This window comes from Kitasatospora sp. NPDC058032 (assembly GCF_042885845.1).
In the GTDB taxonomy this organism is placed as follows: domain Bacteria; phylum Actinomycetota; class Actinomycetes; order Streptomycetales; family Streptomycetaceae; genus Kitasatospora.
The window spans coordinates 326,319-338,833 of the sequence record NZ_JBHVRK010000001.1; the positions used below are offsets into that span (position 1 = coordinate 326,319).

A 12,515-nucleotide genomic window follows, 5' to 3' on the forward strand; every position below is an offset into this window, starting at 1 on the left:
TGCAAAGTCCGGACTTTGCAAAGTGTGGTGAGGCGAGGTGCGGTGAGGCGCAACGAGGCCGCAGGAAACCAGCGGAGGCGGGGTATTCATCCAGCTCAGAGGCCATGGTGCACGGCGCGGACGCCCTTCGGGCTTGCCAAGTCACTTTGCAAAGTGGATTCTTTGCAAAGTGACCACCCACAACAACACCCCCGCCGAACCGGCGACGACCCCGACAGGGGCGCCCGCCCGGCCGTTGCCGCAGCACGCGGTGCGCGCCGCGCTGCTCGACCTGATCGCCGAGTGGGGCACCATCACCTCGAACCAGGCCGCTCAGATGATCCGCCAGAGTTCGGGGACGTGTTCCTTCCACCTCCGGCAACTGGCTCGGTACGGGCTGATCGAGGAGGCGCCGACCAGTGACGGCCGCTCACGACCGTGGCGGCTGCGCTGGGAGGGATCGCTCATGCCACCCGGCTCGGCGGAGGAACCGGGAGGCCGCGCCAAGCGCGACCTGACCCCCGAACTGGCGAGCGACCTGGAGGACAGCAGCTACCGGCACTGGCTCGCCAACCGGTCCGCCGCGCCCGCCGCGTGGCAGCGGGACCAGACCTCCAGCGACGTTCTGCACCTCAGCGCCGACGAACTCGCCGATCTCGGCGCCGCCGTCCGGGCCTTGCTCGCGCCCTACAGGGAGCGCGGGCCGCGCGCCGGGACGCATCCCGTGGCGGCGGTCACCCGGCTGTTCCCGCTGCTCGCGGACGGCGAGGGGGAACCGGGCACGTCCTGACGCCCTGACGCCCTGACGTCCAGACGCCCTGACGGACGGCGGGCTATGGACGGCGGACCACCGCCGTCCGCGGCTACCCGCCGACCGTCAACGGCCGTGCGTCGGCCGCCGTCGGCACCGGGCGCTCATCCTTTCGAGCGCTCACCCCTCCGAGCGGTCGCGCAGCCGCGGGAGCGGGACGGCCAGGAGCGCCGCCAGCAGGGCGATCCGCGGCGCCAGCTGGTCGATCCGGATGTGCTCGTGCCGGGCGTGCGCGCCCCCGCCGACGGCGCCGAAGCCGTCGAGCGTGGGAAGCCCCCGCGAACCCGGCAGGTTGGTGTCCCCCGCGCCGCCCGCCGGACCGCCGTCCAACTGCTGTCCGAGTACCGCCGCGAGCGAACGGACGTGACGCAGCAGCGGGTTGGCGGAGCGCTCGGGCCAGGCCGGGCGGCTGGACAGCACCTCGGTCCGCACCCGGGCGCCGGGCCGCAGCGCGGTCAGCCGGGCGAGGTCGTCGAGCGTCCGGCGTTGCGCCTCGGTGGTGGAGAAGCGCAGGCCGAGTTCGGCCTCGGCCCGGCCGGCGACCACGTTGGCGCGGCTGCCGCCGCTGATCCGGCCCGCGTTGAGCTCGGTGCCGGGCAGGCTGACCAGTCCGCGGACGGCGACCAGCTGGTCGACCAGCTCGTCGACCGCCGACACCCCCAGCGCGGCGTCGTTGCCCGCGTGCGCCTCGCGCCCGGTGACGGTGAGCCGTACCCGGGTGGAGCCGCGGCGGGCGGTCTTGAGACGGCCGTCCGGGTGCGGGGGTTCGAGGCCCAGTACGGCGGCGGCGCCGCGCAGTTGGCGTTCGACGAGGCGCCGGCCGTCCGGACTGCCGACCTCCTCGTCGGAGACCACGACCAGGCGGACGGTGCGGTGCGGGCGCTGGCCGAGGTCGGCGAGGAGCGCGAACGCGCCTTCGAGGATGGCGAGTCCGCCCTTCATGTCGACCACGCCGGGCCCGCTGAGGGTGCCGTCCTGTTCGGTGACCGGCCAGTCGGTGAGGGTGCCGGCGGGCCAGACGGTGTCGTGGTGGCCGACCACGAGCAGGTGCGGCAGGGTCTCGTCCCGGCCGTCCCACTGGAGGACCAGGTGGTCGCCGGCCGGGCCGGGTTCGCGCTGGACGGTGGCCCCGGTGGCGCGGAAGCCGGCGGCCAACTCCTCGGCGAGGGCGTCCAGTCGGGGTACGTCGCCGCTGGGGGACTCGATCCTGGCCAGGTCCGCGCAGCGTCTGCGGACGGCTCCGGCGAGGGTGCGGGCGCGGGTGGTGAGGGCCTGGGGCAGACCGGGAAGCGCGGCGGTCGGGCCGGGTTGGCCCTCGCTGTCGGGGACGGCCGGAAGGTGGGGGGCCGCCGCGGTGGGTGGTGCGGCAGCGGGTGAGGGGGTGGCCGTGGCGAGGGCGGTTCGGGCGGTACCGGTTCCGGTCGTGCCGGGCTTGGCCGCGCCGGGTGCGGCGGCGGTGGTGGTCCTGGTCGGTTCGGCCGTGGTGACGGCGGAGGCGGCGGAGGCGGCGGAGGCGGCGGAGGCGGCGGAGGCGGCGGGGGTGGCGCCTTGGGCAGCGGTGCTCTGGGCAGTGGTGCTTTGGACGGCGGCGCTTTGGGCAGTGCCGCCTTGGACGGTGGCGCCTTGGGCGGCGACGGCAACAGCGGTGGGAGCGACGGCGGTCGTGGGGGCCGCCGACGCGGTGGACGGGCGGACTGCTTGAGGACTCAACGCTCTCCTCCGCGGCCGCCGCCGGTATACAGCGGCCAGGCGGGTCGGCCGGACCGGGTCAGCGGGCGGACGGTCCCGCTCGCAACGGCGGGACAGCGGCAGGGGCCCTCCGGTCCAAGTGCGCTGGAACGGCTGGGCGGCATGTGTGGCATGTGCGTCCTCCTCGCTCGATCCGGTGGCCCCGATCGTCCCGGGGCCTCCGTGGACGGCGGCTTCCCTTGCGGCGGGCGCAGAACGGCGCATCACCGCAGGGAGGCCGAGATGTGAGCCTAGAAGAACCGTTCGGTTCCCTGCGAGGTGGCCCTGCTCCCAGCGTGCCGGAACCGGGATCCGCCCCGGCGCGCGGCCGCGGGAGACGGTCGGCGCACGGCGTACGAATCCAGCCCGGCGCGCGGGCGCGGTCGCCGGATCGCGCCCACCTCCACCATGGACCCGGGGCGGGGGTTCGGCAGCGCGGGACGCCAAGCCGCGCCTTTTCCAAGCCAGATGGGTGATGGCGGATCGGTGGCGAGTACCACGTGGCGCTGACCGGACATGGTCGGAACGGGACGATTTGCCTTGAACCGGGGCGAATGCGCAACAGCCGTGACGGAACGGACCACCGGTGTCCCTCACTGGCGTCGACAGGACAGGCCGTCGGTCGGAAGGGCGGGGCGCGGGCGGAAGGCGGCGGGGTCAGGACGGGCGACGGTCGGTCAGGCGGAGTCGTCGACCACGCCCGCGTCCCGGGCGAGCAACGCGGCCTGGACGCGGTTGCCGACACCCAGTCCGGTGAGAATCCGGCTGACATGTGCCTTGACGGTGCTCTCGCGCATGCCGAGGACGAGCGCGATCTCGGCGTTGGAGCGGCCGACGGCGAGTTCGCGCAGCACGTCGCCCTCGCGCGGGGTGAGTGCGGCCAGCCGGCTCCGGGCGGCGACCGCGCGCGGCTCGCCGGTCCGGTGGTAGCGGTCGATGAGCCGGCGGGCGGCGGCCGGGTGGAGCATGCCCTGGCCGCCCGCGACGACATGGACGGCGCGGGCGATCTCGGCGGGCGGGGTGTCCTTGAGCAGGAAGCCGTCGGCACCGGCGGCGAGTGCCCGGTAGACGTACTCGTCGAGGTCGAAGGTGGTGAGCGCGATGACGCGCGGGCCGTCGGGCAGCTCGCGCAGCCGGCGGGTCGCGGCGATGCCGTCGAGCCGGGGCATCCGGATGTCCATGAGGGCGACGTCGATCCGCTGCCGTCCGGCGAGTTCGACGGCCTCCAGCCCGTCGGCGGCCTCGGCGACGACGGTGAGCTCAGGGTCCTGGGCGAGCAGGTCGACGAGCCCGAGCCGGACCAGCGCGTCGTCGTCGACGACCATCGTGCGGATCACGTCGCCTCACTCGGTGGGTTCGGGGTCGGGGCCGAACCCGGGGTCGGGGCCGGAGTCGGGAGCGGAGTCAGGAGCGGGGTCGGATCCGCCGGGTCGGGGTGGGGTATCGTCCCGGCCAGCGGCTGTGCGGGCGGTCGCGCGGGCGGGCGGACCGGTGGCCGCTGCGGGGCGGGCAGGCGGGCGGAGAGCCGGAAGCCCCCGCCGCCGTCGGGACCGGCGTCGAAGTGCCCGCCGAGCGCGCCGATCCGCTCACCGAGCCCGACCAGGCCGTAGCCGCCGCCCGTGCAGGCACCGGACGGCGCCGGGTCGCCCGGGCCGTTGCGCACCTCGACGGCCGTCGCGGGCGCCCCGTACTGGACGCGGACGGTGGCCGCCGCGGTGTGCGCGTACTTGCGCGCGTTGGTCAGCGCCTCCTGGACGACGCGGTGCACGGCCAGCCGGTGGGTGGTCGGGATGCTCTCCGGGTCACCGGCGAGGGAGAGTTCGACGTTCTGGCCCGCATCGGTGGCCTCGCCGACGAGTTCGGCGAGGTCGCGCAGTGCGGGGGCGGCCACAGGCCTGGGGTCCGGGCCGCGCCGGGCGGGTGGCGTAGCGTCGCCGACGGCGGTTCGCCCGGCGTCCGGCGAGACCGTCGCCGCACGGTCGGTGGTGCCGTCGGACGGCGGCGGGGAGTGGGCGTCCTGGGCGGCGTGCTCCGGCGGGGCCGGTGGATCGGGCTGCTCCGGCGGGTCGGCGCGCAGGGCGCCGAGGACGTCCCGCAGGTCGTCGAGCGACCGCGCGGCCGTCGCCCGGAGCAGTTCGAGGCGGTGGGCGAGGCGGTCGAGGTCGTCGGCCACGGTGCCGGCGCGGGCCTGGTCGCGCAGCACGCCGGTGTGCAGCACGAGCAGGCTCAGCCGGTGGGCGAGGACGTCGTGCATCTCACGGGCGATCCGGGCGCGTTCGGCGGCGCGCGCCTGCTCGGCACGGAGTTCGCGCTCACGGCGCAGCGCTTCGACCTTGGCGTTCAGGGTGCCGATCAGCGTGCGGCGGCCGTGCAGCCACAGGCCGAGGGCGACGGCGGCGGCCTCGACGAGGAGTTGGGAGCCGGTGATGCCGACCCAAGCGACGACGGAGTCGGCACGGAGCGCGCTGAGTACCGCGATCGCGGCCCCGAAGGCGAGGGCCGGGCCGGCGCGGCCCGTCGAGGCCAGGTGGAAGACGCTGAACAGTCCGGGGAAGGCGCGGTTGAGCAACCCGCTGAACAGGGCGGGCAGCACCGCGGCGGCGATCGGGTGGCGGCGGGCGAGGAGGAGGGAGAGCGTGGTGAGGGCGGCGCCGGCGATCCGCAGCGGGCGCAGCGGCAGGCCGTGGTCGAGCCACTGGGACGCGGTCTCCTCGGCGAGGAGTACCAGGACGGTGACGAGCAGGAGCGTCTCGGTCAGCCGGCTCCGGCCGGGGGCGTACCAGCCGAGCAGCGCGGTGCGGCCGGGGGGCGGGGTCTGCGGTCGGCGCGCCGGGCCAAGTGGACGGGACGGCCGGGGTGTACGGGACGAAAGGCGTGGAAGGCGTGGAAGGCGTGGAAGGCGCGGGCGTGGTGTGCGCGTCAGGTGATCGGCGGTCATCCGTTCCTCCCTCCCTTCGCGGTCCAGGGCCCTGATGCTACGGCGTGGGGCGCATCATGGCCCCTGACGATCGACCAGCGGCACCCTCGACTTTCGTCGGGGGTGCGGGCGGTCGGTCGGCCGATTCGGGGAAGTGGGGGCGTCTCTAGTTTCGGTGATATGACGACCGATCACCTCCGGCCCGCTCCCGGTCCCGACCCCGCCTCCGACCCCGCCTCCGGTCCCGCTTCCGGTCCCGCCGCCTTCGACGCCGACGACGGTACCGGTGTCGGTGTCGGCGTCGCTGCCGCCCTGCCGCACGCCCTGCCCGTTCCCGCCGAGCCCCGTCCGGGTGGCCGCGAGGACTGGTTCTTCCTCTCCGAGGCCCTGCGCACCTTCCGGCTGACCGGCGCGGTGGCGCCGAGCGGGGCGGATCTGGTGAACGCGCTGGTGGTCCCGGCGACCAGCCGTCCGGACCGGCCGATCTCGGTGCTGGAGGTGGGGGCCGGGACGGGGGCGGTGACGCGTCGGCTGGTGCGGGTGCTGCGGGCGGGCGACCGGTTGCACGCGGTGGAGTCCAATCCGCGGTTCGTCCAACGGCTCCGGGCGGATCCGGAGTTGGCGCGGCGCGGTCAGGAGCTGGGGCTGCGGGTGTCGGAGTGCCGGGTGCAGGACCTCCCGGAGGCCCGCGCGGCGGAGGCGGACACGGGCCACGACGGCGGCGGGGGTCTCGGAGCCTGGCCGGCCGCCGAGCGGTACGACGTGATCGTCTCGGGCCTGCCGTTCACCAACTTCGAACCGGTGGAGGTCCAGCGCATCCTCGACCTCTATCTGCGGCTGCTGGTGCCCGGCGGCGAGCTGACGTACTTCTCCTATCTGGGGACGTCGGCGGCGCGGCTGCTGACGTCCGGGCCGCGCCGCGGGGCGAAGCACCGGGCGGTGGTGCGGCTGCTGCGTCGGTTCGAGGCGGAGTACGGGCTGGGGAGCCGGACGGCGTGGCGGAACGTTCCGCCGGCGCGGGCGCACCTGCTGCGCGCGCCGGGCGGTCGGCGGGACTCGGCGGCGGGCCGCAGCGGTCCGGCGGGCGACGGCCCGGCAGGCGGGACGGCGGCGGCCGCTCGATGATGGATCGGAGCCGCCGGCCGCGGCTCCGTGGCGAGCAGTGAGGAGTCCGCGATGACGGTCACGATCCGTGACGCCGAGGAGGCCGGCCGGTTCGAGGCGCGGGTGGGCGACACCCTGGCCGGGTTCGCGGAGTACCTGCGCGGCGACGGGCTGGTGGTGTACCCGCACACGGTCGTCGAGCCGGCGTACGAGGGCCAGGGCATCGGGGGGACGCTGGCGCGGGCGGCGCTGGACGATGCGCGGGCGCGGGGGCTGGCGGTGCTGGCGACGTGCCCGTTCATCAAGGCGTGGATGCTGCGGCACCCCGAGTACCTCGATCTCGCGTACGAGAACCGGAGCCGGGTGGCCGACTGACGGACGGCGGGGCCCGTCACCAGCTGACAAATGACAGCTGACAGATTTCAGATGACAGATAACAGATGACAGACTTTGAAATCTGTCAGCGCCGGGTGCACCCTGGCCCCATGTTCACCACATCGCCCCTCCCCCTCATCCCCCGGCGCACGCTCGGCGCCACCGGCCCGAGCGTCTCGGCCCTCGGCCTCGGCTGCATGGGCATGTCCGACCTCTACGGCCCCGCCGACGAGGCCGAGAGCGTCGCTACCATCCACGCCGCTCTCGACGCGGGCATCACCCTGCTCGACACCGGCGACTTCTACGGCATGGGCCACAACGAGCTGCTGATCCACGACGCCCTGCGCGGCCGCGACCGCGAGCACGTCCTCCTCAGCGTGAAGTTCGGCGCCCAGCGCGGCCCGGACGGCCAGTGGCTCGGCTACGACGCCCGCCCGGCGGCTGTGAAGACCGCCCTCGCCTACACGCTGCGCCGCCTGCGCACCGACCACGTGGACGTCTACCGCCCGGCCCGGCTGGACCCTGCCGTGCCGGTCGAGGAGACCGTCGGCGCGATCGCCGAGCTGGTCCAGGCCGGCCACGTCCGCCACATCGGCCTGTCCGAGGTCGGCGCCGACACCCTGCGCCGCGCCGCCGCCGTCCACCCGATCAGCGACCTCCAGCTCGAGTACTCGCTGCTCTCGCGCTCCGCCGAGACCGAGATCCTGCCCACCGCCCGCGAACTGGGCATCGGCATCACGGCGTACGGTGTCCTCTCGCGCGGCCTGCTCAGCGGCCACTGGCAGGGCGACCGCGAGCTGTCCGGCACCGACTTCCGCGGCCACAGCCCCCGCTTCCAGGGCGACAACCTCGCCCACAACCTCCGTCTGGTCGAGGCCCTGCGCGCGGTCGCCACCGAACGGGACGCCACCGTCGCGCAGATCGCCGTCGCCTGGGTCGCCTCGCGCGGCGCGGACGTCGTCCCGCTGGTCGGCGCCCGGCGCCGCGACCGGCTCACCGAGGCGCTCGGCGCGCTCCAGGTGACGCTCACCGAAGCCGACCTCGCGGCCATCGAGGCGGCGGTCCCCGCCGGGTCCGCGGCCGGGGAACGGTACGCTGCCGCCCAGATGGCCCATCTCGACAGCGAGCGCTGAGCCGCGGCCCGGCCCGCGGCGCCCGCCCACCGTGGGAAGGGCCGTCCGCATCCGCACCACCCGCCGACGGTCGGCCACCCCGGCCGGCCGCCCGCCCGCCGCACCCGGCGGGCGTCACGCCTCACCCGTTAGGACGAACCTCCCCGTGGCCACGGACAGCGCACTCACCACCGAACAGATCCTGAGCGCGACCGAGGACGTCCTCCGGCGGTTCGGCCCCACCAAGGCCACCGTCGTCGACGTCGCCCGTGCCCTCGGCGTCAGCCACGGCAGCGTCTACCGCTTCTTCCCGAGCAAGGCGGCGCTGCGCGAGGCCGTGACCCAGCGCTGGCTGTCCCAGGCCCACGACGACCTGCGCCTCGTCGCTATCGAGCCCGGCCCGGCCGGCGAGCGCCTGCACCGGTGGCTGACCACGCTGTTCGCCGCCAAGCGTGAGAAGGCCCTCGACGACCCCCAGCTCTTCGCGACGTACACGACGCTGGTCGGCGAAACGAGCCACATCGTCGACGCCCACCTGGCGACGCTGGTCGACCAGATCGGCCAGATCCTCCAGGACGGCATCGACAAGGGGGAGTTCCGGCACACCCCCGTCGTCCCGACCGCCCGCGCGGTGTTCGAGGCGACCGCCCACTTCCACGACCCCGCCCACGCCTCCGGCTGGTCCGACCCGGCGGTCGGGGACCGGTTCGAGGCCGTCTGGAAGCTCGTCCTGCGCGGCCTGGCAGCGGACGCCTGACGGCCGCCCGCCCCGACCCACCCCGCCCCGGACAGAGCGGGCGAAAACCGCTGGCCCGCCGCGCGCCCGGCCAGCAGACTGACGCGCGACGAACCCGTCCGAAGTCCCCTTCCGGAGAAGCTCCGTGCGCACCGCCAGCCCGAACCCCGTCCCCCGCCCCGCCCTCGACAGCCTGCACGGCCTCGCCCTCGGCGACGCGTTCGGCGACCGCTGGTTCGCCGTCCCCGTCGACGAGGCCCCCGCCGCGCTCGCGGCCCGGCTGCCCCGGCCCGCACCCTGGCACTGGACCGACGACACCGCCATGGCGATCGTCCTGGTCCGCCACCTGCGCACCCACGGTGAGGTCCACCAGGACGCGCTGGCCCGGGAGTTCGCGGCCGAGTACACCCGCGAGTACGGGCGCAAGTACGGGCCGTCGATGCACCGCGTACTGCGCGAGATTCAGGCCGGCGCCGACTGGCGCGAGGTCACGTCGGGCCAGTTCGGCGGCCAGGGCTCGTACGGCAACGGCGCGGCGATGCGGGTGGCACCGCTGGGCGCCTGGTTCGCCGACGACCTCGACGTCGTTGCCCGCCAGGCCGAACTCCAGGCCCGCACCACGCACTTCCACCCGGAGGCGGTCGCCGGGGCGGTGGCCGTCGCACTGGCGGCCGCGCTCGCCGCCCGCAGCCGGGGACAGGACGCGCCGGCGCGCGCCGAGCTGCTCAACGAGGTCGCCGGCCGACTGCCGGACAGCGACGTGCGCTCCGGCCTGCGGATCGCCGCCCGGTTCCCCGACGGCACCTCCGTCCGCCACGCGGCGCAGGTCCTCGGTTCCGGGCTGCTGATCTCCGCGCCGGACACCGTGCCGTTCGCCCTGTGGTCCGCCGCCGGTCACCCGGACTCCCTGCCCGACGCCCTCTGGCACACCCTGGAGGGCTGGGGCGACATGGACACCACCACCGCCATCGCGGGCGGCGTGGTCGCCGCCCGCACCGGGCCGGCGGCCGTGCCCGCCGGCTGGCTGGCCTCCCGCGAGGCCCTGCCGGCCGACCTGCCGCCCGCCTGACCGGTGCGGTGCCCGCCTCAGCTCCGGGAGTTGCCGAAGACGATCCGGTAGATGATCAGCAGCACGAGGGCGCCGCCGATCGCGGACGCCCAGGTCGCCAGGTCGAAGAAGTGCGCCGTCACCTCGCGGTGCAGGAACTTCGAGGAGATCCAGCCGCCGACGAACGAGCCGGCGACGCCGATCAGGGTGGTCACCACCAGGCCGCCCGGGTCCCGGCCCGGCAACAGCAGCTTGGCCAGGGCCCCGGCCACCAGGCCCAGCACGATCCATGCGACGAAGCTCATCCGTGTCCTCCCACCCTCCGAACCGTACGGCGGCCCCGTGCACGCCGTACTGCCTGCAAGGACGCCGCACCACCGCCCGCCGGTTCCCGCCCCCGGCGGGGCCGGCGCCTCGGCCATGCCATACCGACGAAAGAACCGGGCCGCTCCCACCCCCGCCGTCCGGCTTCCCGGACCGATCAAGTATCCCGACATCCGGAGGTGTCCGTCACCGTTCTCCGGGAGGATATTTGTGGGGAATTGCCTCCTTAGGGTTGCGGATGACCAGCGAGAATTTCAATCCGACTTGGAGCACGGATGGCACCCGACGTCGAGACAGTGACCGCCGAACTCACCGCCATGGCCGCGGCCGATCACCAGGGCGCGCGCCGGGCGAACAGCGACGACCCGGCGGAGCAGTTGGCTTGGCGCCGCTTGACCGCACAGCACGCGGATCGCCTCAGCGAGATCATGGACGCGCACGGCTGGCCGACCGCGGACCTGTTCGGCGAGGACGCGGCTCGGGCCGCGTGGCTGATCGCGCAACACGCCGACCGGCAACTCGACGTCCAGCGGCGCGCGCTGCGGCTGATGGAGCAAGCGGTGGCCAACGGCACCGCCAGCCCGCGCGATCTCGCCTTCCTGCGTGATCGCACGCTCGTGAACGAAGGCCGGAAGCAGATCTACGGCACACAGATCGCCGGTGTGAAGGACGGCTCGCCGATCCCGTGGCCCTGCGAGGACCCCGAGCGCATGGACGAGCGCCGCAAGGAGGTCGGCATCCCACCGTTCACCGAGTACGTCGCCCAGTTCTCCCCCGCCTGAGCCACTCCGGGCACCGGAGGGTCGGCTCACGCCCGACCCGCCGGACAGGCACCGGCCAGGGTCAAGCAGTGGCCCCGATGCAGGCCAGGATCACAGCAACGGCCGCAAGACGAGGAGGAGACACCGATGGGATTGCGACCCGGTCGACGTCGAGTTCTCGGCGGGGTTTTCGCAACTACGCTCGCCGCCGTACTCCCTTCCGAGGCACGGGCGTTCGCACAGGGCGCGGACGAACCTCACCTCACCGGTCGACTTCGGGAGCTTGAGTGGGCGCATTCGGCGCGGTTGGGGGTCTTCGCGCATGACGCGGCCACCGGCAGGACGGTGGAGTACCGCGCGGACGAACTGTTCCCGATGTGTTCGACGTTCAAGACGATCGCAGTAGGAGCCGTTCTGAGCAACGGCACACTACTCACCAAGCGCATCCGCTATACGGAGAAGGACGTCACGGACGCCGGCTACGCACCCATCACGGGCCAATCTGCCAACCTCGAAAGTGGCATGACCGTCGAAGAGTTGTGCACGGCTGCGATCGCGTACAGCGACAATGCGGCCGCCAACCTCCTGCTGCGCGAGCTCGGCGGCCCCGCCGCAGTCACCCGCTTCTGCCGCTCCGTCGGCGACCACGTGACCCGTCTCGACCGCTGGGAGCCCGCACTCAACTCCGCAGAACCCGACCGGGTCACCGACACTACGAGCCCTCGCGCCATCGGCCGCACCTACACCCGCCTCACGGTCGGGCATGCCCTCGACCCCGATGACCGCCGACGACTGACCGGCTGGCTCCTCGGAAACACGACGGGCGCCAACCGCTTGCGCGCAGGGCTACCGAAGGACTGGACCGTTGCAGAAAAGACCGGCACCGGCAACTACGGCACCACCAACGACATCGGCATCACCTGGCCACCCGGCCGAGGCCCGATCACGGTGGCAGTCCTGTCGACCAAGCACGAGCCTGCCGCTCCCGCCGACGAACCGCTGCTCGCAGAGACGGCAACACTGATCGCAGCGGCGCTGGCCTGATCGGTCATCAAGAACGAGGGGGCAAGCGCGGGTGGCTGCGGCCCGACTCCTTTCCCGATGGTCAACCGCTCTACGCGCCGCACGGCTCGAGATCGGCGACCGTCGGAGCCCACAGGCCCGCGCTGCCCCACCTGGTTCCGGTCACTACTCTCGAACCAGCAAACGTTCGAAGGCGGGCCGATCCAGCTCCACCCCGCAAAGCCACCTGGCCGGATAGCCTGACACCAACCACGCACCGATCCACCCAAGTTGCAAAGAATGTCCGATTCAAAGAAAGTTGCACACACCGGCCAACCCCGGTGACAAACCCCCAGCTCACGAACTCTGCTCCCCGCGCGTGCGGGGATGGTCCCGTGGTCCCGAAAATGATTTCCGTAGCCGGACCGCTGCTCCCCGCGCGTGCGGGGATGGTCCCTCCACGCCGTCACAGTGATGGATCGGCTCGGACTGCTCCCCGCGCGTGCGGGGATGGTCCCTACGACGAGGATGAGTCCTTCTATTCCTACGACTGCTCCCCGCGCGTGCGGGGATAGTCCCCGCTTCCAGGGCGTCCGCGAGGTCGGCGTGTGCACCACT

12 protein-coding genes and 1 CRISPR repeat array are annotated in these 12,515 nt (G+C 73.8%); of the genes, 8 read left to right on the forward strand and 4 right to left on the reverse strand.

Annotation, left to right across the window (positions count from 1 at the left end; genetic code table 11):
* The first annotated feature begins 169 nt into the window (after positions 1–169).
* Positions 170–769: an ArsR family transcriptional regulator gene (locus tag ACFVUH_RS01475; protein ID WP_387910411.1), complete on the forward strand. Its 600-nt coding sequence runs from the start codon at positions 170–172 to the stop codon at positions 767–769.
* Between the two features lie 141 nt (positions 770–910).
* Here ACFVUH_RS01475 and ACFVUH_RS01480 read toward each other — a convergent pair whose 3' ends face one another.
* The 3 genes from ACFVUH_RS01480 to ACFVUH_RS01490 all read right to left on the reverse strand — a co-directional run bounded on the left by ACFVUH_RS01480 (position 911) and on the right by ACFVUH_RS01490 (position 5,456).
* Complete coding sequence (locus tag ACFVUH_RS01480; protein ID WP_387910413.1) at positions 911–2,500, reverse strand: M20 family metallopeptidase; 1,590 nt, start codon at positions 2,498–2,500, stop codon at positions 911–913.
* Positions 2,501–3,195: 695 nt separating this feature from the next.
* A complete protein-coding gene (locus tag ACFVUH_RS01485; protein WP_355362943.1) occupies positions 3,196–3,855 on the reverse strand; it encodes a response regulator transcription factor in 660 nt (219 codons plus the stop codon).
* Positions 3,852–5,456, reverse strand: coding sequence for a sensor histidine kinase (locus ACFVUH_RS01490; RefSeq protein WP_387910414.1), 1,605 nt, complete (start codon positions 5,454–5,456; stop codon positions 3,852–3,854). Before ACFVUH_RS01490 ends, ACFVUH_RS01485 begins: the two co-directional genes overlap by 4 nt.
* A 159-nt stretch (positions 5,457–5,615) precedes the next feature.
* On the opposite strand from ACFVUH_RS01490, the gene ACFVUH_RS01495 reads away from it, so the two are divergent.
* From ACFVUH_RS01495 to ACFVUH_RS01515, 5 genes are all read left to right on the forward strand, one after another.
* Positions 5,616–6,560, forward strand: coding sequence for a class I SAM-dependent methyltransferase (locus ACFVUH_RS01495; protein WP_387910416.1), 945 nt, complete (start codon positions 5,616–5,618; stop codon positions 6,558–6,560).
* 51 nt (positions 6,561–6,611) lie between these two features.
* Positions 6,612–6,914 (forward strand): GNAT family N-acetyltransferase, encoded by a 303-nt coding sequence (locus ACFVUH_RS01500; protein WP_355362937.1) that lies wholly within the window; start codon positions 6,612–6,614, stop codon positions 6,912–6,914.
* A 110-nt stretch (positions 6,915–7,024) separates the two neighbouring features.
* On the forward strand, positions 7,025–8,047 hold the full coding sequence (locus ACFVUH_RS01505; RefSeq protein WP_387910418.1) for an aldo/keto reductase: 1,023 nt from the start codon (positions 7,025–7,027) through the stop codon (positions 8,045–8,047).
* Between the two features lie 145 nt (positions 8,048–8,192).
* Entirely contained in the window at positions 8,193–8,783 is a 591-nt protein-coding gene (locus ACFVUH_RS01510; RefSeq protein ID WP_387910419.1) for a TetR family transcriptional regulator, read from the forward strand.
* Between the two features lie 124 nt (positions 8,784–8,907).
* Positions 8,908–9,831, forward strand: a complete 924-nt coding sequence (locus ACFVUH_RS01515) for an ADP-ribosylglycohydrolase family protein (RefSeq protein WP_387910421.1) — start codon at positions 8,908–8,910, stop codon at positions 9,829–9,831.
* A gap of 17 nt (positions 9,832–9,848) precedes the next feature.
* Here ACFVUH_RS01515 and ACFVUH_RS01520 read toward each other — a convergent pair whose 3' ends face one another.
* Positions 9,849–10,115, reverse strand: coding sequence for a GlsB/YeaQ/YmgE family stress response membrane protein (locus ACFVUH_RS01520; protein WP_355362929.1), 267 nt, complete (start codon positions 10,113–10,115; stop codon positions 9,849–9,851).
* A 294-nt stretch (positions 10,116–10,409) separates the two neighbouring features.
* Between ACFVUH_RS01520 and ACFVUH_RS01525 the strand changes: the two genes are divergently transcribed.
* Positions 10,410–10,916 (forward strand): DUF6624 domain-containing protein, encoded by a 507-nt coding sequence (locus ACFVUH_RS01525; RefSeq protein WP_387910423.1) that lies wholly within the window; start codon positions 10,410–10,412, stop codon positions 10,914–10,916.
* A gap of 126 nt (positions 10,917–11,042) precedes the next feature.
* Positions 11,043–11,939, forward strand: a complete 897-nt coding sequence (bla, locus tag ACFVUH_RS01530; protein ID WP_387910425.1) for a class A beta-lactamase — start codon at positions 11,043–11,045, stop codon at positions 11,937–11,939.
* A gap of 324 nt (positions 11,940–12,263) precedes the next feature.
* A CRISPR array of direct repeats spans positions 12,264–12,476; the repeat unit is 29 nt; unit sequence CTGCTCCCCGCGCGTGCGGGGATGGTCCC.
* The last annotated feature ends 39 nt before the right edge of the window (positions 12,477–12,515 follow it).